General features: G+C 66.4%; 8 protein-coding genes. 3 read left to right on the plus strand and 5 right to left on the minus strand.

All coding sequences use genetic code 11. The annotated features are described in order from the left end of the window. Positions 1–17 precede the first annotated feature (17 nt). The 5 genes from Q0K62_RS01780 to Q0K62_RS01800 form a co-directional block, all read right to left on the minus strand. Complete coding sequence (locus tag Q0K62_RS01780; RefSeq protein WP_297316271.1) at positions 18–2,438, minus strand: transglutaminase domain-containing protein; 2,421 nt, start codon at positions 2,436–2,438, stop codon at positions 18–20. After that, positions 2,435–3,763, minus strand: a complete 1,329-nt coding sequence (locus Q0K62_RS01785) for a DUF58 domain-containing protein (protein WP_297316272.1) — start codon at positions 3,761–3,763, stop codon at positions 2,435–2,437. The genes Q0K62_RS01780 and Q0K62_RS01785 overlap by 4 nt, the downstream gene beginning before the upstream one ends. Positions 3,764–3,768: 5 nt before the next feature. Then, the gene (locus Q0K62_RS01790) at positions 3,769–5,586 is read right to left on the minus strand and encodes a MoxR family ATPase (protein ID WP_297316273.1); all 1,818 of its coding nucleotides are present in this window, start codon (positions 5,584–5,586) and stop codon (positions 3,769–3,771) included. 5 nt (positions 5,587–5,591) lie between these two features. Then, complete coding sequence (locus tag Q0K62_RS01795) at positions 5,592–11,129, minus strand: Ig-like domain-containing protein (RefSeq protein WP_297316274.1); 5,538 nt, start codon at positions 11,127–11,129, stop codon at positions 5,592–5,594. 198 nt (positions 11,130–11,327) lie between these two features. Next, complete coding sequence (locus Q0K62_RS01800; protein ID WP_297316275.1) at positions 11,328–12,878, minus strand: serine/threonine-protein kinase; 1,551 nt, start codon at positions 12,876–12,878, stop codon at positions 11,328–11,330. Positions 12,879–13,108: 230 nt separating this feature from the next. Here Q0K62_RS01800 and Q0K62_RS01805 point away from each other — a divergent pair, with 230 nt between their 5' ends. From Q0K62_RS01805 to Q0K62_RS01815, 3 genes are all read left to right on the plus strand, one after another. After that, entirely contained in the window at positions 13,109–13,867 is a 759-nt protein-coding gene (locus tag Q0K62_RS01805; protein WP_297316276.1) for a tyrosine-protein phosphatase, read from the plus strand. 84 nt (positions 13,868–13,951) lie between these two features. After that, positions 13,952–18,637, plus strand: a complete 4,686-nt coding sequence (locus Q0K62_RS01810) for a PD-(D/E)XK nuclease family protein (protein WP_297316277.1) — start codon at positions 13,952–13,954, stop codon at positions 18,635–18,637. Further along, on the plus strand, positions 18,634–23,064 hold the full coding sequence (locus Q0K62_RS01815) for an ATP-dependent DNA helicase (RefSeq protein WP_297316278.1): 4,431 nt from the start codon (positions 18,634–18,636) through the stop codon (positions 23,062–23,064). Before Q0K62_RS01810 ends, Q0K62_RS01815 begins: the two co-directional genes overlap by 4 nt. Positions 23,065–23,204: the final 140 nt, after the last annotated feature.

Below are 23,204 nucleotides of genomic sequence, written 5' to 3' on the forward strand. Positions count from 1 at the left end.
CTGAACCCGGATGGGATTCAGAAGAGGTGACGCAGGGAGAGCCTCGTCCTCCAGCGCCTGGACCGGGGGAGGCCCTCCAGTATGGACCGGCGGACCTGATCGGTCAGGCGCCAGTATTCAAGTGCATCCTGGTCCGATACGCGGCGATTGTCGAAGGTGGCCCGGTCGGCAAGCGTGCAGAGCCGATTCAGCTTGTCCCTGTCGGTGTCTCGTCCCGCCTTGAACGTGCTTTGGCCGAGGAGGTCCCGTCCGATGGTCCGGGCTTGCTCCCTTCGGGTTCCTTGGGGCCTGAGCCCCGACTGCCAGGCCAGGTTGCCGACCTGCCTCCACCCCTGTTCAATGCGTTCCTCGGCGGAACCCTTCGTTCTGGCACGGTTCAGGATCCAGGCCTTGAGGGCCAGGATGGCCAGAACCAGCAGGGCCACACCCCATACCGGTGAGGAGTAGGCAAGGACCCTCCCGACCAGGGGGCCGAATCGTGTCCAGAGGGAGGGCCCTGCCGTCTGGTCGGCATCCTGACCGCCGACTCGGGTCCTGCCGTTGGTGCGCTGGTCATCACGGGGAGGATCGACCAGGGGAGGCGGTGGCTGCCTGACCAGGGTCTTGGGGTTGGGCGGGGTCAGATTCAGGTTCTTGTCCGGTGTCTTGGTCTCCTGGGGGGTGGGGTAGAAGGGCACCCAGCCCAGGCCCGCCAGGTTGATTTCCACCCAGGCCTCAACATCCCCGCCCCTGAAGTCCACGGTGGTGCCGCCATCGGGGTCCTGGCGGGTACGGGCCTTGCTGATGTCTCCCTGCTTGTCCTTGGGGATGAGACCCAGGACGACCCGGGAGGGGAGTCCCATCTGCCTGGCCAGGAGGGCCATGGCGGAGGCGTACTGCTCGCTGTCGCCGACCATGGCCTGGGCTTGGAGGAGCTGGCTGACCCGATAGTCCCCGTGTCCGGAGGGGGAGGGGTAGTCACCCTCCAGGCCATGGGAGAACCAGCCGTCCTGGTGGAGTCTTGTCTCGATGGCCAGGGCCCTGGTGCCGGGCTTGTCCTGGAGGGAGGTCATCAGGGCCGCCGCCTGGGGAAGGGAATCCGGGGGGTCCGAGATCTGGGGGACCTGTGCGGCTCCCACCTGGCTGTTCCTGATGGCCTCCCGGTCGGGTCTGACGTTCAGGGTCCCCTGGACCGTGTAGGTGGTCTCGGCGCCCAGGGGGGTCGCCGAGAGGGCGGAGTCGGTTCCCTTGTTGTAGTAGAGGTCCTCCCTGCTCAGATTCCTGCCGGGGTTGATGGAGGAGGCCTGACCGGCCGTGGGCAGCCAGGAGCGTCCGAATCCCTGGTGGATGGTGAACAAGGCCTTGAAGGTCGGGCCCTGGGTCCGGTTGGTGTCACCCCCGTCATCCCGGCTGGGGGAGACGGCGCTGCCGATACGCCGGTAATCGGACGACTGCCCGGGGGTGGCGCTGTCGGAGAGATTCCAGACCTTGCCGTCGAACCGGTCCATGACGGCCATCCGGACCGGGGTGCCGGCCGGCAGGTTGTGTACGGTGACCAGGGTGTCATCCTTGTGGTCCTTGATGTAGGACCGGTAGTCGCTCAGGGGGCTGGTGAACTGGCAGGGGTCGATCGGGGGCTGGTAGCGGTCACGGAGAACCAGGCGGTCAAGAGGGACCTGGAGGGTCCCGCCCAGGGCGATGCCCAGGGTCAGTACCAGTGTCAGGGCCTTGGCAAGGGGTCTGCCGGACTGGATCAGGTGCAGACGCCAGGATGCCCAGAGAAGAAGCAGGACCCACAGGCAGCATCCCATGATCTCAGGGTGCCATCCATGGCTGGTGCCCAGGAGGGCCGATGCCGACATGGTGATGAGTATCGGCAGGGTGGCCAGGATAGGGGCGGGGTCAATCCTGCCGTCAGGCCGCCTGGGCCGGTCGTAGGGGCGTATCCGCGCCAGGAAGGCCGCCAGGAATGAGGTCCACAGGAGGAGGGTCCACAGGGCCATGAAACCGCCCGCCTCCCAGCCCAGTGGGGGGTCGATTGCGACCAGGGCCTTGAAGGAGCCGAAGGTGGCCGTCCACCCTTGGATCAGGGTTTGCGTGGTGGGCAGCAGATGGAGGATGGTGGTGCCGTTCAGGGTGATGATCGGGCCCAGGACGAACTGGGCCAGCACCAGCAACCCGGCCTGGATGCAAGGGCGTGGGGCATGGCGGGACCAGGTCAGGGCGATCAGGGTTCCGGCCGGGCTGGCCAGGAGCCCCACCAGGAGCCATCCTGCAAGGTCGCCGTACACGGGGAGCAGCTGGATCGCGGCCAGGAGATTGAGCGGTACCAGGGCCAGGGTGGAGAGGAGACCCAGGGCACGGCTCCTGGAGCCCTCCAGGGGCATCGGCTGGTTTCGCCAAAGCACATGGACCGGCGAGGGGGCCGGCTGGGCCTGCCAGGTCGTGGTGGTCCTCATGCGAGGGTCTCCATGATCAGGGGGAGATCCTCCAGGGCTGCCAGGCGGGCTCGGGTCAGTCTTCCCTGGCCCTGGATGGAGCGCTGTTCTCCTCGCGCGGCGTTCAGGACCATGGTTTGGATGGATTCGGGAACCCCCGCGGTCATGGTCTGGGTTGCCTGCTGATCGGTCTGGGAACCGGAGACCAGGAGGATCAGGGAGGCATCGGGAACCTGGGTCTCCATCATGTCGAGCCAGGCGGCCGAAGTCTGGTCGGGGCCTTCTCCCGAGGGCGTCTCGACCGGGAGGATGGAGCTGCAATCATCCAGGAAGGCGCGGGGGGAGTCGGTGCGGAGAATGTCGGTTTCCTGGGTGCGTCGACCCTGCACGGGGTCAGTGGAACGTATGCCGGAAGGGGAGTCAGACCGGTTTCCTGTCAAGTCGCGGGGGGCCATGGCCACCAGACGGCGGCCGTCCAGGAGGCATCGTGCCCCCAGGGAGGCGAAGATGCTGACGGCCAGTTCGAATTCCTCGGCGCTGGAATACGAGGACGGGTCGGTATCCATCCATAGGACTGTGTCCGTGCGGAGGGTCGGCTCGTACTGGCGGACCATCAGGGAGCCGGTCTTGGCTGTGGAAAGCCAGTGGACGCGCTTGATGTCGTCCCCGGGTTCATACGCGCGCAGGGCGTGGAATTCCAGGTCGTCATCGACGATTCCCGAAGCGACCCGCCCTTCCAGGTCCCGTTGCAGTCCGGCCGTGATCGGGGTCAGGTCAACGGTTTTCGGATGAACATAGAGTTGGTCCCCGTCCGCCAGGATCCGCTGCCTGAGGATGGTGCCGAAGGGGTCTCCGGTCTCCATGGTGACCGGGCCCACAGGGATGGTGCCGCGGTGCAGGGCCTGAAGTTTCAGGTGCAGATGGTCGGACTGGCCGGGCGAGAGGGCCGGAAGGGCCAGATAGGAGGGCTCGCTTCCGATCAGGATGCCGATTCTGCCGCCGCGGGTGGCGCGCCTGCCCGGATTGGACAGGGTTATGGAGAGTTCCGACTCCTGGCCCACGCTCAGGTGGGTCTGGTCCAGGTCGAGTTCCGCCCGGCAGCCCAGGTTCCCCATGCTCATGACCAGACCGGTGGCCACCAGGGTCACACCGGCCAGGAGGAAGGCCAGAAGCTCGGTCCAGCCGACCAGGGCCAGGCCAAGACCGGCGATGACCGTGACCGTGACCATCCAGCATCCCAGTGGTGTCACCATGGAAAGGGCCTGGCGCAAGGGGACGCGGTCCGAATGCGGCCGGTCTGCCTCCGAGATACGCCTGGAGGTCTTGGCTGAACTCTCTGCGGCCATGGTCTTCAGCGCTCCGCCGTGGGAACGGGGACCGTCGCCAGGGCCTTCGCCAGTGCCTGGTGCTCATCGACACCGGAGAGTCTGGTCTCGGTCTCCAGGACCATGCGATGGGCCAGGACCGGGTCGACCAGCTCCTTGACATCGTCGGGGATGACGTAATCCCGCTCCTGGGAACAGGCCCTGATGCGGGCGCAACGAATAAGGGCCAGGCCTCCACGGATGGAGGAGCCGACCCTGATGGCCTTGCTGTGGCGGGTGGCCTCGATGATTCGGATGATGTACTCCATGATCGATGGGTCGCAGTAGGCGCTGGAGGCGTACCGGGCCATGTCTGCAATCTCGTCGGCTCCGACCACCGGGGTGACCAGTCCGGCCCTGTCCCTGATGTCGGCCTCCTGGAGGATGCGCATGCTGGCCTCATGACCGGGAGCCCCCATGGAGGTCCGGATCAGGAAGCGGTCCATCTGGGCCTCGGGCAGGCTGTAGGTGCCCAACTGCTCAATCGGGTTCTGGGTGGCCAGGACCATGAAGGGGTGGGGTACCCGGTAGGTGTTGCCGTCAACCGTGACTTTCTCCTCTTCCATGACCTCCAGGAGGGCGGACTGGGTCTTGGGGGATGCCCGGTTGATCTCGTCGGCCAGGATCATCGAGGCGAAGACCGGGCCGGGCCTGAAGGAGAACCTCCCCTCGGCCTGGTCGTAGAAGGTGACACCGACGACATCCGAGGGAAGGAGGTCGGGGGTGAACTGGATCCGCTTGAACTCGACATCGATGGACCTGGCCAGCGCTCGCGCAAGCTGGGTCTTGCCGGTGCCGGGGTTGTCCTCCAGAAGGATGTGGCCACCCGCAATCAGCGCCGTGACGCACAACTCCACCGTCCTCTCCTTGCCGACGACCGCCCTGCCGACGTTCTCGGTGATGGAGCGGAAGGTACGGGCAAAGTCGTCGCGGTCCATTGTGGGGCCGCCTGTTGCAGGTGGTTGTCTGGCTGTGGGTGTTTGCCCGCCATGGTGTCCGGTTGCTTCGCCTGTTGCGATGATCGGGCTGGCATAGGTCTCGTCGGACAGGGATGTTTCGGTCCTCCCTGGTGTCTTGATCGGCCTGGCTCCACCTGTGAACCGGGAGTGACCGGCTTCTTCCTCGGACCAGGATGGGCTGGACTGTTCCGCGGACTGTTCCATGGACTGTTCCGGAGCGTCAATCGGTTTGTCGTCATCTGTGAACTTGAACAGTCCGGTTTTGTCCGTGGACAGGTTCGGGCTGGACTGTTCCGCGGACGGTGCCGAAGACCCAGCCGATTCTCTTGCGTTCGTGGACCTGGGCGAATTGGTCCCCGTCGGGAAGATACTCGGGGAAGGGGCTCTCCTGGTTGCTGCTGCGGCCTGGGATGGATCGGTTCCATCCTGCTGCCTGGCCGGAATCGATCGTGCCTGGGTCTCACCGGCTCCAAGGGGCTTTTGACCATTGGTCTGTTTCGGGTTGTGTCCGAGACCGCCCAGCATGGCCTCGCGTTGTCGTTGCAGGATTTTCATGCGGCTGGACCGTGAGGGTCTGTCTTCCGGGCCCTCGTCCCCGTCGTCCAGGATCAGGGGCCTGCCGTCCGCCAGGGGTCTGGCCTGATAGGTGCCCAGTCTGGTGCTGTCTTCCAGGTCCGCGGATCCTCCCTTCCTTTCGCCCCGGTCAGCCTGGTCCGTGGGCTGGTCCGGGTCGGGTAGGGATGGCGGCATCTGGCCGGATCCGGATCGGGGACCGCCCACTCTGGTCGCATCATTGAGAGGGCTGCGCTCATCCTGGGTGGCATCATCCTGGAATTGGTCATTCATGTCTGTCAATCCTTGTCCTCTGCTGAGACCTGGTTGGTTCCGATGACCCGGCCCGCCATGCGGTTCCGGGCGTCTGACGGGGCATATCCGGTCTTACGGGTGGTTGGTGTTCGACGGTTCCGCAGGGTGCGCATCGTGGACGGTTGCCCTCCTGCAAGAGTCAATTCCCTGGTGGTGGGCGGTGACATCCCCTCGCTGCCCATGCCGCCGATCCGGCTGACGGCCTTGAATCGGATGGTGTCTCCGGGGTTGGCCACCGAGGCGGGAAGGGTGATCTGCTCCGTGGCCGTCTGCAGGGTGCATCCCAGCGTCCAGGAGGCTCTCGAGGGATCGACTCCCTCGATGGTGACCAGGATGTCCCCGCAGGGTTTGCCATGGCTGGCGCCCGGGGTCAAAGTCAGGTCGACCTGATCGGGATTGTCGGTGGGGTCGCTCTGTTCGGCCCTCTCGAAAATGGGCGGGTCGGGGTGGGACCAGGTGGACCCGGAGGCGGTTTCGGCCGCCCCGGCCCCGGCCATGTTGGAGGGGATGACGGTGACGGAACAGGCCTGCCCTGCATCCTGATGATCGACGGAGAAGACCGCGCTGGTCGATGTGGGTGCGCGATTGCGCATGGATCCGCATCCGGGGCCGTTGGCCTGGACCGAGTATCGGTCAATGGACGAACCGCGGTTCTCGGGCTGGTCCCACCTCACCGTCAGGGTTTCCTTGGCGCTGCCGTCCATCGACAGGTTGCGGACGCCGCCGGGGATCACGTCAGGCCTGGCGGCAAGGGGGGAGGAGGCCGGAGACCACCCGACCTCGTTGTGGGCCTGGACCGTGAAGCTGTAGTCCCGACCATTGGTCAGGCCGGTGACGGTGCATGTGGTGGCCCTCGAACAGGATTGCTGCCCGGAGCCCGCATCCGACTGGTAGGAGACCCTGTATTCGTCAATGGGGCTTCCGTTGGCGTTCCCCGGTTCCCAGGCCAGGGAGACTGTCCCGTCCCCGGTGCGCGGTGACCCGGCCAGGACCTTGGGGGCCTGTGGCCTGTCGATGATGCTGACCGTTATGGCGGCGCTGACCCGCCTGTCCTTGTCCCTGGTGCCGTCTTCCACGGTGACCAGGACGGTGTTGGTCGAGGCGCCGATGTCCTTGTCGGCCCTGATGGTTACCCGGCCGTCCTCGCCGGAGGAGGCGGTCAATTTGGATGCGTCGTCGGTCACCACGCCAACCACTCTCAAGGGGGTGTCGGGGAAGGGATTCATGGCCCCCTCCAGGACGTTGACATCGAGACTCTGGCCCGCCTTGGCCCTGACGGCGCGCAAGGGTACCGATGCCAGGGGACGGGTGGTCTTGACGATCCTGAAGGTCAGCCCGCCCCCGACGTTGCCGCCCGCATAGGTGATGGTGACGGGGAGGGTGGCCTTGGCTCCGGGTGTGGCGGCCTTGTCGGCGCTGACGGAGAGCTGACCCTGGGGGGTGAGCGTGGCCCGGATGGGGCCGTTGGCCCCGCTGGTGGCATAGGTGTACGAGCTGGACCGGCTCCCCTCTGGAACCTGTGTCAGGGCCCTCAGGGAGATGGTCTGCGCCGGATCACCGGCCACCAGGTCGATCGTGGGAGCCGAGAGATAGGGCGGCTCCTCGCGTCCGCCCTCGATGGTGATGGGGAGGGTCAGGACGGCCGAGTTGACGATGGTCTTCCCGTCGGGGACCCCGTCCTGCGCGGTGAAGGTCAGTGAGGCGGGGCCTGAATAGTCCTTGCCTGCGGTGAACTTGAGGGTGGTCGGGTCCACATAGGGGTCGGACCCGTCGGATTTGGTCGCCGAAACGGAATCGGCCGAGGCGATCCTGGCCGTCTTGCCGGCCCCTACCCGCACCTGGTCGGCGATGTCGATGGTGATGCTCTGCCCGGCCCGGACCTGGAGGGCGGGCGCCTTGGGGCGCAGGGTCGGGGGAAAGACCCCGTAGGCCGGCACTTTGACGAAGGCCGTGGAGGTGATCTTGTACCGGGTGTTGGTGACCGTGTACGGCACCGCCCTGGCCTGGCCCGTCAGGTCGATGCTGAGCGTGGTGGACCCGGGGCCGCCCTTGACCCGGGCATGGTCGCTGGCGCTGGGGTGCACCTCCAGTTTCAGGTCATCCATGGTCCCCGAGGGGTTGGCCATGGAGCCGGCAAGGTTGACCTCGACCGTGCGTTTGTCGATCGTGTCGGCAGGGGCCACGTCGTAGTCCTGGACGGTTGGCGGCTGTATCGGCGCCTTGGGGTCCGTGGTGATGGTCAGGGTGGCCTGGTCGCTGATGCCGGCCCGGTTCCTGGCCCGATAGACCACATACGAGGTGCCGGCCTGGGCCGGGGTGGTCAGGCGGATCATGTCGCCGACAACCTTGGCATCGGAGACCCCTGTGGCTTCCAGGTGGGGGTCCAGGTCCAGCACGGTGTCGTCTCCCGAGATGTCGTTGGCCAGCACGGGCACGTCCACCGCCGTCCCCGGTCTCAGGGTCACATGGTCGTCACGGCTGAATACGTTCCCGCCGGTGGGACCCCGGAAGACGCCGATGCGGATGTGGCCCTGGGCACGCTGTCCGACCCAATCCTCGACGGCATAGGTGAAGTCGTCTGTTCCCCTGGAGTCGGCATAGGACTCATAGACCATGTAGTCGGCTCCCACCTGGGTGATCCTGCCCAGCTTGGGCGCCTGGTTTCCCAGTCCGGACAGGGTGTCGCAGTCACCGTCCGGGTCGATGCCCGTCAGGGTGATGGGGATGCGGACCTTGGCACCGGCGGCCACCTGGGCCTGGACGTCACCGGGGGTCGGCGCCGGCTTGTCACGTTGGTTGTCGGCATGGACCTTGAAGGTGATGGTCCCCGAGGCGGTATTGCCCAGGTTGTCCCTGACCGTGTAGGTGACGGGGTAGGCGCCCGTCTCCTGCCCGGCCTGGTAGCGAACCGTGTCGCCGGAGACGAAGACCAACCCCCTGAAGGTCCCCTGGTCCCTGCCCAGGTCGGGCTCCAGGCTGACCGTGGTGCCGTCGGGGTAGGTCACGTGGTCCATGACCCTGATCGTGACCAGGCCTCCCTGACGGACCTGGGCGCTGATGTTGCCCGCCTTGGGGGTTGAGGCGCTCCTGTCCAGGGGCGGCGGCTGCAGGGTGATGGTCCCCTGGGCGTCGCCGGCTGTATTGGTGACGGTATAGGAGATCCTGACCGGTCGGGTGGGTACCTGGCGTGCCGTCAGGTAGACCCGCTTGTGGTTGACGATGCCCGCCTTGATGCCCAGGGCCGGGTCCACCGACACCGAGGTCAGGGAGAGGACCCCGCCCATGGGGTCCAGGTCGTTGTCCAGGGGCTCGACGATCGCGGTCTGGTCGGCTCCCAGGAGGGCCACGTCGTTGACGGCGACGGGCTTGGCCGCATCCCCCTTGATATGCGCCACCTCCAACCGGGCCAACCCCTGGGTGGCATGGTCGCCCTGTGCCACCGCGTAGGGCAGGTAGTAGGTGCCCGGCGTCTGTGAGCTGAAGGTGAAGGAGAGGTCCTCGGTGTTGGTCTCCACCCGGGTCTCCTTGGGCTGTTCGACCCTGGTCAGCTGCAGGGGCTGGGCCGAATTGCCGTGTACGGCCTGCTTCAGGCCTATCCTGACCGTCCGTCCGGGTTGGACCTGCCGGATGACCGGGTCGACCAGGGGGTTCAGGGTGTTGGCCGGCCTGATGGAGAAGTATACCAGTCCCTCCCCGCTCAGTTTTCCGTCCGAAACGGTCACTTTGACACTGATCCGGCCTGATGTGGCGGACCCCGCGGCCAGGGTCAGCCTGCCGTCGGTCCGGGTGGAGACCGATACCTGGTCGGAGTTGGTGGGGTTGGCCGAGACCAGGGTCATGGGGTCCCCGTCGGGGTCCACAAAACCGGCCAGGGCGTTGACATCGATGGTGGCCCCCTGCTCCACCTCGTACTCGGATGGGGTGTCGACCTGCTCCGGGGCCCTGTCCTCACCGCCCATGTCGCCCGGGGTGATCTCCAGGTCGATGCCGGCCGAGGAGACCTGCCCGTGACCGTCGGTGATGGAATAGTTGATCCTGACGGTGCCGGGATGGGCCCGGGCCGCATCGACCTGGAGGAAGCGGCCATCGTATACCGGGGCCAGGGTGATCTCGCCGCTGGAGGTTCTTGCGTCACTGATCTGCAGGACCGAGCAGTCCGTCTGGTGGTCGTTGCGCAGGGGGTCCAGGATGGTCTGGGACCCTGCCCTGATGCCGAACTGGTCGTCTTCGGCCCTGATGGCCCCTGAACGGGTGTCGCAGGTGGGGGCGAACCGCTGCTGGTTGTTGGCCGAGTCCTCCTTCTGGTTCGAGGCCTGCGTCTCCTTGACCTCCATGGTCTGCCACTGGATCTTGATCATCTTTGTGGATTTGCGCGGGTTCCAGACGTTCCCGGCCTGGACGTCATTGAGGATGACCTGGCGGTGGTTGGTCCGGAAGACCAGGTTGGTGGTCGGGGAGATGGATTGGAGGGTGACCAGACGGCTATCCAACCTGGACCCATGACCCCGGCTCTGACCGGCCGGCATGCCACCCCTGGTGCCGCACAGGCGGGTGAAGTTCCTGCCCGGAGAGGACCAGGCCGCCCAGAGGCAGCCCCCCGAAGAGACCGGACGGGCAGGTTGGCCGCTCCCTCCGGTGGCGATCAGGGTGGGATCTGTGCCGGGTGCGTCCAGGTCGACCAGGTGGACACCCTGCTGGTCGCCGACCCCCACCCAGGTACCCTGCTGGTCCTGGTCGACCGGGGTCTCCTGCAGCCTTGGATCGCCTGAACTGTGCAGGCGGGTGGACCCCTTGGACCAGTACAGGGTCCTGCCGGAAAGGACCACCGCCTGGTCGCCGACCACGGCCATCCCGTCGGCCCTGATCGCCCTGCCGCCGGTTATCGAATCCAGGGCATGATGGGTCCTCCCGTCGGGCCCATCCACCACCAGAACGGCCCCATCGGAGGGGCGGAAGGCATAGACGGACCCCCGTGGGGTGACGGCCACGGCCCCGCCCCGGCCCAGGGTCAATACTGCTTGTCTCTGATCCGGGTCCATGGTCTTCAGAGTGTCCGCCCTGCCCACCCAGACCTTGCCGGTGGTCTTCTGGAAGAGGGCGACGGTGGGCCCGTTGACGATCTGCTCGACCTGGGCACCCAGCCTGGTCCGGTCGCCGATGCTGGCGGTCGAGGCCCTGATGGCCGACATGGCCCCATCCTGCCCCAGGATGGTGGTGTACCCGCTCTGGGCCAGGTCGAACCTGTTCGTATTGGTTGACAGGGCCACGTCGGCCTCGCCTATCGCCGGCTTGAACCGGGCCACCTTGCGTTCATCCTGGGAGCTGATCCAGACACTCCCGTCATCAACCTGCACCTGCCGCCGATTGATCGTGTTCAGGAGGATGGCCCCGGTCCCGATCAGGAGCATGGCCAGAAGAACCATGACCGGCATGGCCCAGGGGTTGCGCGCCCCGGACATGAGGGAGCGGACCCGTCGCCTGGTCCGGTGCAGCCACGAGGACCCGCTCCCACTACCCATCATTGCTCCTGCCTTGTGATGATGCTTCCGATATGCATTCATGGTGCCATCCCGGGCGCTCCCGCGTTGGCGGAAGGGACTTCTTTTTCATCGCCCGCCCATTCGGGTCCCCGGTGATTCGAGTCTAACTTCCCGTACCCGGGAAAATCGGCTCGGAGAACAATGTGGTCAACCATGCCCGGCCGAACCACGATCAGGGCCTCATCCCTGCTCCTGGGTGGCGCAAATCGTCGTCGGCTCCTGGGAGACCCGCCTATCGGCCCGTACCAGACTGACCGAGATGCAGGTCTGCCCGCCCTCCGCCTGGGGGATCACGGCCCTGGTCTCCCCGGTCTGGGCGCTGGATCCGTGCCCGCCGCCCTGGTCGCCGAGCAGATGCCAGGTATAGGTGTCACCGGCCTTGGGATCCGGGTTGCGCCAGGTGAAGGTGACCGTAGACCCCTGGTAGGTCCCCTTCCCCTCGACGACCGAGGGTACCGGGGCGTGGTCCCCGGTATCGCCCCGGGTGCCGGGCTCCTCCGGAATCGCCGTCGAGGTCTCATTCCCGGGCGCGGTCGTGGTCGTTCCGGCCTTGATGCTGTCGCGGCCGGGCAGGACGACGAGCCCCACCACCAGGGATATCAGAGCCGCCGCCAGGATTGCCGCACCCGCCACCAGGGCCGGACGTGCCCATCCTCGAGAAAGTGGCCCCCTCTTCTTGGATCCTCCGGGTGTCTTCTTCTCCGTGAGGGCGGATGGTCTGTCTGATCCGCCGCGCAGGTCCCCCCTTCCGGGCCGTCCGCCATTGCCGCGAGCGCCTGTACCGCCCCGCAGGCCGCTCAGGTCCGCATTGGTCCCTTGTCCGGTGCCCTGCCCGCCATGGCCCCCGTCCGGGAAAGGGTCGATCCCATCACCGACGAACGGCGTCATATGACCGTAGAACTCCTGCTGTATCTCCTGCATATCCCGCCCGAAGTCGAGAGCCGTGTAGTAGCGGTCGTCCCGGTCGTGGGCCATGGCCCTGTCCAGGACCCGCTCGAACTCGGGCGAGGCCTCGCCCCTGAGCAGGGTCGGCAGGTCCTGGAGGATGATGGCCTGGGCGAGTTGGTCCTCGTCGGCCACCTGATACCCGTACTCATAGGGGGACCGTCCGGTCAGCATACCGAAGAGGGAGGCCCCAAGGGAGTAGATATCGCTGGCCTCCGATCCTCCAGACCGATGGGCCAGGACCTCTGGCGCCGCCCAGGGGATCGATAGCCCCTTGGCCCGGGAGGTGCCGTAGGTGGAGGCCGAGATGCCGAAGTCGGCCAGGACGGGGAGCCCCTGTTCGGTGATCAGGAAGTTGCCGGGCTTGATGTCGCGATGGATGATGCCCTTGGTGTGGGCGCTGTAGAGGGCGCTCGCCATCCGCACCCCCAGGTCGAGCGTCTGCTCCTGGTCCAGCCCCCCCGAGTGCATGATCGTCTTGCAGCTGCCCCCCGAGGCGTACTCCAGAATCAGGCAATCCTGCCCATCCCCGCTGACCGCCGCCTGGTGGATGGTCAGGATGTAGGGGTGGGTGGAGAGCCTGGCCAGGTAGTCGGCCTCCTTCAGGAAGAGCTCATGGGCGGCCTGACTGTGTGCATTCGCCTTGACGGCCACCGGGCGCGAGGGTGATTCCTGCTCGTAGAGATAGACCGATGAGGTTCCGCCCCGGCCCAGGAAACGGACATAGCGGTATCCCTGCAGGTCCGGAACGTCTGTCGGCAGGGCTGCGGAAGGCTGGCTCGTCATAGCACCACAATATATCGGCAATTGTGTAAGCCCGACAGGTATAGGGGAAAGCCGGGGGGTCGGTGACTCGTGGTGGGGCATGGGGAGGTCGGTCCCGTCACGCTCGCGTCCTGCATAATCAGCTCCCGGGTTGAACGGTCCGGGATATGGTAAAAGGAATGGCCCAGGTCCGGGTAGGGGCCTGCTGATTAAATTCGGGCAAGGAATGTTGCAGATGAAGGTGGGAAGACATGGAACACATTGATGGACTCTATAATTTCCGTGATCTTGGCGGAATCAAGACCCTTGACGGTCGGATCAGGTCCGGTCTCCTCTATCGGTCCGAGGCCCTGTATGGGTTGACCGCCCAGGGAAGGCACCAGATGGAGGATTCCCCGATAGGGCTGGTCCTGGACCTGCGTACCGATGACGAGGCCAGGGCCATGCCCGATCCCGAGCTCGCAGGAATCAAGGACGTTCACATCCCCATGCTGGACGGTGCCATGCCCATCGACGCCGACAGGGAACGGTCCATTGAGTCGGGCAAGGAGATGGACGCCGAGGCCACGCTCCGGAGGTCCTACCTGTCCCTGGTGGCCCACAACGGCCCGGATTATGTGCAGGTGCTCCACCGCACCGCCGGCATGGCCCGGCAGGGGCGCGGAACCCTGATCCACTGCTCGGCGGGCAAGGACCGGACCGGTACGTCCATCGCCTTCCTGCTGGACATGGCGGGAGCCGACCGTGACCAGGTCATCGCTGATTATGCCTCCTCCCAGGCCAACCTGTCGGGGGCCTGGAAGGATGCCATGCTGGCCATGATCGCCCGCTCAGGTGTCGACTTCCCCAAGCGCCTGGTGCCCATGATCACCATCACCCCGGCCGCCCTGATCCGTGAGATCCTGGACCTGATCGATACCCGATACGGTTCCGTCCGCGAGTACCTCCTCCATAATGGTGCCGACCCAAGCGACATCGCCGACCTCAGGAAGGCCCTGGTCGCTGATTGACGGACCGTGGGTTGCGGATACATCCCTCGCCATGGGGCGGTTGATGTTCCGCGACAGGACCAGCCTGGGGCCTACCCTGAAGGCATGAACGAAAGCAGACCGGTTGACGCGGATCAGGTCCCTGCCGAGGTCCGGGAATTGATCGACGGCGAGCTCAGGGGCCCCGATGGGGAGGGGACCTCGACCCTGGTCGTCGCCGGGCCGCCACGCAGCGGCAAGACCACCGTGGCCACCCGTGCCCTCCTGGTCGGCATGGAAACGTTCGGTGACCGTGATGCCTTCATGGTGGTTTCGGGCCGCACCGCCGCGGACCGGATCAGCCGCCAGGTCATCCTGGAACGGGGGAGCGCCGGCAGGACCCGGCCCGTGGGAACCCTACAGGCCCTGGCCTTCCAGGTGCTGACCCAGGCCGCTTCGTTGACGGGAAAAGAGGGGGCGTCGCTTCCCAGACTTCTGAACGGGGCAGAACAGGATGCACTCCTTCGCCAGGTCATGGCCGATCACATCGAGCATGTCCGGGCCGGTGATGATTGCGCGGTATGCAGGCTCCTGGAGCGCTACTTCCAAAGCGAATCAGGCTGGTCCTCGGTCCTGGTCACCCAGGCGGACGGCCAGGTCGAGGGGGTCAGCAACCGGTTCATCGCCCAGTTGCGCGACATGTTCGCCCGGATGACCGAGCTGGGGGTCACCTCCGGCGACAGGGACCAGCTCCTGTCCGCCCTGGAAACCCAGTCCATCGACCTGGACCGGAAGGAGCGTCTCGGCCTGCAATGGCGGTTGGCCTTCGCCCTGAACGACGAATACCTGGAGTGCATCGACCGGACCTACCCCGGCGAATTCCGTTTGGACCCGTCCCTGCTGATGGTCGGGGCGGCCGAGGGAGTCGGCAGGGTCGACGGACTGACTCTGCCGCGCTTCCTGGTCGTGGATGATTGGCAGGATGTCACCCTGGCCGGGATGGGATTCCTCCAGACCCTGAACCGGGCCGGGTGCCGTCTGCTTCTGGTGGGGAACTGCGACCAGTCGGTCCAATCCTTCCGCGGGTCCTATCCGGAATTCCTGGCGACCAGGCTGACCGGCCTCAGCGCGCGTATCCAGGGGGATGCGGCCCCCATGCTGGCCGATGATTTCGCCTGCCTCGACGCAAGGCAGATGGTCCTGGAACCGCGTCGTATCGTGGTCCCCTACATGGATGGTCGGGGCGTCGGCCAAGCTGGTGCATCCGGTCCGGATCGGACATCGGCCGCCTCCGGTCAGGGGCCAGGTGACGACTCGGCATCGGCCCTGCCCGATCGGGAATCCCATGACGGTCCCGGTTCCTATGCGGACCTGGTGGCCGCCCGTATCTCCCTCGGCATCGCCAGCCTGGAGGAGGCCGACAGGCCCCTTCCCGGCAGACCAGGCAAGTTGCCGGCCTGGCCCGGTGCCGGACCTGTGGCACCCCTGGCCTCGGCCGACCCCCTCCTTGCCGACGGTTCGGTCAGGGCCCGGCTCTTCCATACCCCCGCCCAGGAGGAGGACGACCTGGTCTGGCAGGTCAAGCATGAGTTCCTGACCCAGGGCAGGGACTGGAACGAGATGGCCGTCATCGCCCACGACAATGCGACCATTCGCGCCCTGGGCCGCAAACTCAGGGTCCAGGGGGTCCCGGTCCGATATTCGTCGGTCACCCGGCCACTCAGTGAGGACCCGACCATCCAGGGGCTCTTCGCCCTGGTCGAGCTGGCCCAGGCCGTGCAGGACCCATCCACACTGCCCACCGACGAAACCAGCCCCGCCGCAGTCGCCTCCTGGGTCAGGCGGCATCTGCGCACCCTGATGGTCAGTCCCCTGATCAGCGCGAAGGTGGGGGAGGGTCGGCATGAACGACCCGTGCGGATGGAACACCTGGAATCCCTGATGGACTCCATGGCCGTCCTGTCCCGGGTCCGGTCCTCCGGAGACTCGGATCCGACATGCGGGGAGACATCCTCCCGGGACACGGATACGACCACGGCGGCTGCGGATCCCGCCGAGGAGACCCTGTCGGCCCTGCCTGGTCTGGTCGCGGCCTGGCAGGATTGGGCCCGGGCCATCCGGACCCAGGAGACCGACACCGCCCGGCAGAGGGGCATCAAGGTCGATGATTCCCTGATTTCCGGGACCGGGCAGGCACCGACCTCCGCGTCCGGTCTGAGTGTGGACGCCCTCCAGACCATGCTCCTGTTGGATCCGCAGGATTCCTCGCAGACGATCCTGGCCGTCATGGCCGCCATCGCGGGTGGCCGCATGGAGGATCCGGATGTTCACGCCCTCCGCCATGCCCTGAAGGTGGTCACGACCACCGCCGACAGGATTGCCGCCCTGCCTGATTCCCAGCCCCAGTACGTGCTCTGGGAGGCCTGGCGGAGCCTGGGGCTGGCCGATGACTGGCAGCGGCGCGCCCTGGTGGCCACCCAGGAGGGCGAGGAGGTCAACGACCGTCTGGACGCCCTGATGCGTCTCTTCCAGTATGCGGCCGGTTCCCAACGGTTCCGCACCGTCCAGGCCTTCATGGACCAGGTGCGCAGCATGCAGATCGAGGCGGACTCCCTGGCCCATATCGGCCCCATCGAGCATGCGGTCACCCTGACCACCCCGGCCGGTGCCGCCGCCCTGGCCAGGGTCTGGCCCCTGGTCTGGCTTCCGGCCATCCAGGATGGGGTCTGGCCCAACCTGACCCCCCGTGACACCATGTTCGGGGCCGAGGACCTGGCCGACCTGGTCCTCCACAACCGCATCGGGGAGCCCGACCGGTCCTCCTTCAGCCATGACCCCAGGCTCCAGTCGATCCTCTACGCCGAGAAGAAGGGGTTCCTGGAGGCGGTGACCCGGGCCGGGGAGCAGGTGCGGGTCAGCGCCGTCTGGAACGACGACACGGTCCCCTCGGACTTTCTCTATGGCTACCTGCCCGAGTTCTATGAGCGGACCTCCGACATGGCCCAGGCCGACTTCACCCAGGTGGGGGCCGGTGCCGAGGAGAGCCGGGAATACGGCGGCCTGGAGGTCTCACCCAGGGGACTGACCGCCGCCGCCCGCTCCCTCCTGGCCAGACAGGCCCTCCGGGAGGATGGTGCCGATCAGGCCAGGATCGATGATGCCGTCGATACCCTGCGCCTGCTCTCCAAGTCGGGTTTGCAGGAGGCCGATCCCAGGTGCTGGCCCTTCCTGTATGCGGACTTTGAAGCGGAGGAACATGCGGACCGGTCCGGCTCAGACCAAACCAGGGCAATGCGGTCCGGATCAGACCAGTCCGGTTCAGGTCAATATGGCTCAGACCAATTCGAGACAGGGCAATCCCCCTCGGTCGATTCCGTCGAGGAAGGTTCGAACCTCGCTGATTCGGGTCCTGGCGGTCACGACCGTGCCCCTTCCGATGCATCGGAGTCGGTCTTGTCGGTATCCAAGATCAGAGAGGTCGGGACATCGGTGCCGACGATGGGGAAGTCTCCTGCCCAAGAGCCGGACGCATCGGATCAGGCTTTGCCTCAGGTGGTCTCCCTCTCCCCGTCCGCCGTGGACAGAATCTGGCAATGCCCCTTGGAATGGGTCATGAGTGACCGGTACTCCGGCCCCCAGCCGAGCAGGGTGGCCACCGATTTCGGTTCCCTGATCCACCGGGTCGCCCAGGAGGGCACCAATCGCGGGCTGGACAAGCCGGACCAGGGAGAGCTGGGTCAGGATGCCCGATCCCTGACGGACCGCAAGGCCAGGGTATCGGCCGAATTGCTGGATATATACCAGGAGTTCGCCCAGAATCCTCCTGACGGCCTGGACCCCAAGGGGCTCTATGACATCCACAGTCGGGAGCACCAGGTCGAGGGGATCATCGACACCCTGGCCTCCTACTTCGTCCACGGCTCAACCGACGGGTACGGGTGCGGAGGGAACAAACCGGTTCCTGTAGGTAGCCTGGAGGGGGTCCAGAGCGAGCGTTCCTTCAACGTGACCATAACCATGGACGACCTCTCCGGGGTCTGGAGGGCCACCTTCCCCGATAGGCCCCTGAGCCGGGAACGGTTCTTCAGCCTCCTCTCCGGTCTGGTCGGTGGTTTCCCCGAGGCGCTCACCCCTGCAACGGCCGTCAGGCTGACCGGTAGGATCGACAGGTTGGAATCGCGGTGCATAGAGGGCCGGCACTACCTGCGGCTGGTGGATTACAAGACCGGCCGTGTTCACAGCGGCACCCAGCTCTTCAACGACCTTCAGCTGGTCTGTTATCAGCTTGGACTGGCCTTCCAGACCTCCGAGGAGGGGGTTCAGGCGGGAGCCGAGGCCGGCTGGTCCCTGCCCGGAGCCCCCGACCCGGGGAAGGGGGGTGGTCTCCCCATCAGCCAGTCCATCCTCTTCGATGTGGCAAAACCTCCCAAGGACCCCGACAGGGGGACCAGACCCGAGGAGGCCCGCTACCAGCCGCCCATCTTCCATAATGGGGCCTTCACTTCCAACTACCAGGCCAGGACCGGAGTACCGAACCCCTCCAAGTTGGCCGACCTGGAAGACCTGCCTGTCGAATCTCCCCAGGGGGTTGACCAGGAGGTCTGGGACATGGTCCGCAACCATGCCGGCGGGGATCAAATCGCCTGGGACCTGACCATGGTGGCCCGGATCTTCTTCGCCGCCGGGGTCAGACTCTCGGCCAACCACCCCGATGCCCTCTTTGACCCCTCCCGCTGCCACAAGCATGGCAGGGATGGGGTCTGCGCGGCCTGGGAGCAGCTGGCGCCCAATCTTCTGGAGGATCAGGAATGAGACAGACAGCAGAGCAGTCGGCCATCATCGATGCCGGGGTCGGTGAGGACCTCCTGGTCGTGGCCGGGGCTGGGTCCGGCAAGACCATGACCATGACCCAACGCATCATCGCACTGATCGAGAAGGGGGTCCCCTCGGAGCAGATCCTGGGGTTGACCTTCACCCGGAAGGCGGCCTCCGAGCTCCTTTCCAGGGTCTCCGCGGCCGTCATCAGGAACCGCCCGGGTTCGCAATCCGGAGCGGTGGACCCGGAGAGGAACTTCCTCAAGCCCTCGGTCTTCACCTACGACGCCTTCTTCCAGTCCATCGTCCGCCAGTATGGACTCCTGGTCGGCATGGACCAGGACACCCAGCCCCTGAGCGCACCCGGGGCCTTCCAGCTGGCCGCCGGGGTGGTGGCCGACCACATCGACCTGGTCTTCCCCGACCGCCAGGAGGTCATGGACCAGGTCGAGGGTGGTCTGGACGTGGATGACCCCCTGTCGGGGTTCTCGGCGGCCACCGTCGGCGGGCCGGACCAGGCGGCACGGTTGGCCCGGATCAGGGCCGGGGACCAGGATGACGTGGGGTCCGGCACCTTTGAGACCACGGTCAACCAGGTCCTGGGCATCACCCAGGCCCTGACCTCCTCCATGATCAGCAGGGACTGCCCGGACTTCGACCGGGCGCTGGCCCGGGTGCGGGCCTGGGACCAGGCCTTCATCGACCGGACCGAGGCCCTGATCGACGGCCGTCCCATACCGGACGCCGAGCCCTCTGATCCCTCCATGAATCGTCCCAAAAGAGCGAAGAAGGACAGTGACGAGGACTATGCCCTCAAGCTGGAGAAGATGAGGAAGAAGCGTCTGGACTTCCGGCTCTATCAGGCCAACCGTCTGCTCCGCACCGCCCGGACCCGGGAGAAGCTCCTGACCCTGGCCGACTACTACCAGAAAGCCAAGCGTCAGGCCAACATGGCCGAGTTCGGCGACTTCACCCTGGCCGCCTTCCAACTGGTCGACCGTTTCCCCTCCATCGGCGCCCACTACCGCCGCAGGTTCACCCACGTGTTCCTGGATGAATACCAGGACACCTCCACCACCCAGGCCCTCCTCCTGGCCGCCATCTTCCATCCTGAAGACCGGACAGGGGAGTCTGACGAATCACACCCGGTCAGTCAGGACCGTCCAGACGGATGGGAACAGCCCGGTGACCAGGCCCATCCCGGTGGTTATGCTCCCGTCGATGGCCTCGACGACCGGAATCGGGCCCGCTCCCATCCATCCAGGTCGGCCGTGACCGCCGTGGGCGACCCCTTCCAGTCCATATATGCCTGGCGTGGAGCCAGCCCGGGCGCCTTCCGCACCTTCCAGTCCCAGTTCGGGATGCTGGCCGAGAAACCCACGGTCCAGGACGGCCGGATGGGCGGGGTGGCCACCTTCGGCAGGTCCGGGGACCAGGACCCCCTGACACTCTCCCGCACCTTCAGGAATTCCAGGATGGTCCTGCGGGCGGCCAACCTCCTGACGGTCCCGCTCAGGCAGGAGACGGACCGGTTCTCCAGCGCCAGGATGGACGAGGTCGATGTGGCCCGTCTGGAGGCCAGGGATGACGCCGACCAGGGAACCATCGGCCTGCTCGGGTACAGCACCATCGGCCAGGAGATCGACGCGGTGGTCCGGTTCGCCCTCCACGCCCGTTCCCGGTATGGCAAGCCGGGCACCGATGGTCGGGGCGAGGACCCCGATGCCCCCCACGTGGCCGTCCTCTTCCGTTCCAAGTCCAGGATGCCCCAGTACCGGGAGGCCCTGGAATCGGCTGGGCTGACCTGCCAGGTGGTGGGGTACTCGGCCCTCTTCGACCTTCCCGAGGTCATGGACCTCCTGGCCCTCCTGCGGGTGATCTGCGACCATACCGACAGCAGCTCCCTGATGCGTCTCCTGGCCTCGGCCCGGTTCAACATGAACCCTGCCGACCTGAGTGCCCTGGCCTCCCTGGCCGAGACCATCAATACCGACAGTCGGTACCGGGCCCTCCTCCAGGCAGGCCTGGTCCCCGAAACGGAGGACCGACAGGCCAGGAAGGACCTGGTCCGTGAGCACCGGAACCAGGTGCCCAACTCCCTCTTCCTGATCGACCTCCTCCTGCGCGACGACCTGGCCGACCTCTTGCGGACCTCCCGGCTCAGTCCCCGTGGCCGCACCCTGGCCACCAGGGCCGCCGAGGTCATACGACGGGTCCAGGCCCAGTCGTCCGCCCCGCTCAGGCAGGTGGTCATCGCCGCCATCCAGGCCCTGGACCTGGACATCGACCTGGTCCTTTCCCGGGCCATGGACCGGCCTGACCAACCCCTCCAACCCAGCCAGGCCAATACCGGCATCGAGGCCCTCCTGGACCAGGTGGACACTTATGTCTCCGAGTTGCCTGCCGGTCTGGGGCCCAGCCTGCCCGGGTTCGTGGCCTGGGTGGATGCCATGGTCCAGAGTCCCGACCTGCCCGATACCGGAATCGACAACCATGCCGATGTGGCCCTGATGACCATCCACCAGGCCAAGGGCCTGGAGTGGGATGCCGTGGCTGTGGTGGGGTTGTCCAAAGGTGCTTTTCCCAGCAGTCAGGGTGACTACCTGAAGATTCAGAAGCGGGAGGACGGGGCCTCGCAAGGCGGGCAGGAGGGTGCGTCACCCAGCTACCTGAACATGGCCCATACCTGGTTGGAGGATCCTCAGGCCGTCCCCGTTCCGGTCAGGGCGGATGCCATGATCCTGCCCAGGTTCCCCCACGACGCCAGGCCCGGATCCGAACCCGGGGATGACCTTGGTGGTCTGGATCTGGCCGCCTTGGAGGACGAGGCGATCGGCGGGGTCAGGGCCACGGGCGTGGACGATGAGGGGGAGCCCTGTGACTTCCTGGACAAGAAGGGGTACTTGTCACAGAAAGAAGAGTACGGAAACCGCTACCATAACGACGAGCGAAGGCTGGCTTATGTGGCCGTGACCAGGGCCCGGCACGACCTCCTCCTGACCTTCGGCGGGCAGACCACCGACACCAATCCCGCGCTCAACACCCCCCAGGTCGATGCCGAGGCCGAGGCCTCGAACTTCTGGCTGGAACTGGTTGATGGCCTGCGTGGCGATTCTGAAGCCATCAGGCTTGATCCCGTCGCCGGCGACCAGGAGCCCGACGAGGGTGCGGTCTGCCCGCCGACCCCTCCCGTGGGCCTCCTGCTTGGTCAGGATGCCGGGGCCTATCGGGATGCCCTGGTGGGGGAGGCCCTGGACCAGGTGGACCAACTGGCAGCCAGGCGGGACGGAACCGACCGGTCCTTCTGGCCGGTGGCCATGGGGTCCAAGGTCGGCCGGGCCCTTCGTCGCAGCGCCGAGTGGGTGGGCCCCGACACCGATCCAACCGGGACCCGACATGGAGAAGGCAGCCTCTATGCCGATGCGGTCCAGGTGCTCCAGGTCGACACCGGCCGTCTGGGGGTCACCGGCGACCGTCTGGTCACGGACCTGGACGTCCTGCGTCGCACGGGCCGGGGAATCATCAGTCATGGCGCCCAAAGCGTCACCTCCATCCAGACAAGGTCCGGCACGATGGATGCCGCCAGGGAGCGGGACTACTGGGAGGGCCTGGTCAGGCCCGTGCCCCGGGTGGCCTCGCCCCTGGCCCAGGCAGGCACCCTCTTCCACGACTGGGCCCAACGATTCATCCTGCCGGACCTCCAGAACTCCTCTGGCCTGCTCGATGTGGCGGACCAGGGCGGGGGAGGCTCACCCGATGAGTCGTCCGTCCAATCCGGCCCGGACGGCCGCCTGATAGGGTCGGTCGGACCCCTGGGCCCGGAGGCCCTGGCTGAACGCCGCCGGATGGTTACGGCCCTGGACTCCGAAGAGGACGGCATGGGTCAGGCTGTCTCGGACCGGGCTGTCGCGGGTCAGGAGGCCTCGGGCCGCACATCCTCGAACCAGGATGCCTCGAACCAGGATGCCCCGGTCCAGAGCCCGGACGGGAAGACGGCCCGGCGTCTCAGGATCTGGGAGCGCCGTCTGGCCGAATCCGACTGGGCCCGGCGGACCCCGGCCTGGGTGGAGCGTCCCATCGTGGCCGTTCTGGAGGGCACCATCGTCAAGGGCAAGCTGGATGCCGTCTTCCGCGGGGGATTGGACCAGGATGACGGCTCCAGGCTCTACACCATCGTGGATTGGAAGACCGGCGCCAGGCCCCGGACCGAGGAGGAGACCAGCGAGAAACTGGCCCAGCTCGACCTGTACCGGATCCTCCTGTCACGCCTGGAGGGAATCGACCTGTCGAGCATCGACGCCTGCCTTTATTATGTTAGTGAGGCCCAACCATCCCGGCGGCTTATCAGGGCAAGACCCAGAACCCAGGAGGAGATCCTCCGGGGGCTGCGTCGGGGTGCTCCGCAGGAGTCGGACAACGACTGAACCAGCGGGGCGGGCCCAGCAGACGGAATGACAAGAACGGGATGCAGGCCGACATGCCAGGCATGGTCGGGCTGGTCCCTGGCAGACCCCGCTCCCCCCTGGGTGGCGATGGGTGCCCCTGAGTAGGTATACGGTGACCG

It is taken from the genome of uncultured Bifidobacterium sp. (assembly GCF_945269915.1).
GTDB lineage: Bacteria > Actinomycetota > Actinomycetes > Actinomycetales > Bifidobacteriaceae > Bombiscardovia > Bombiscardovia indica.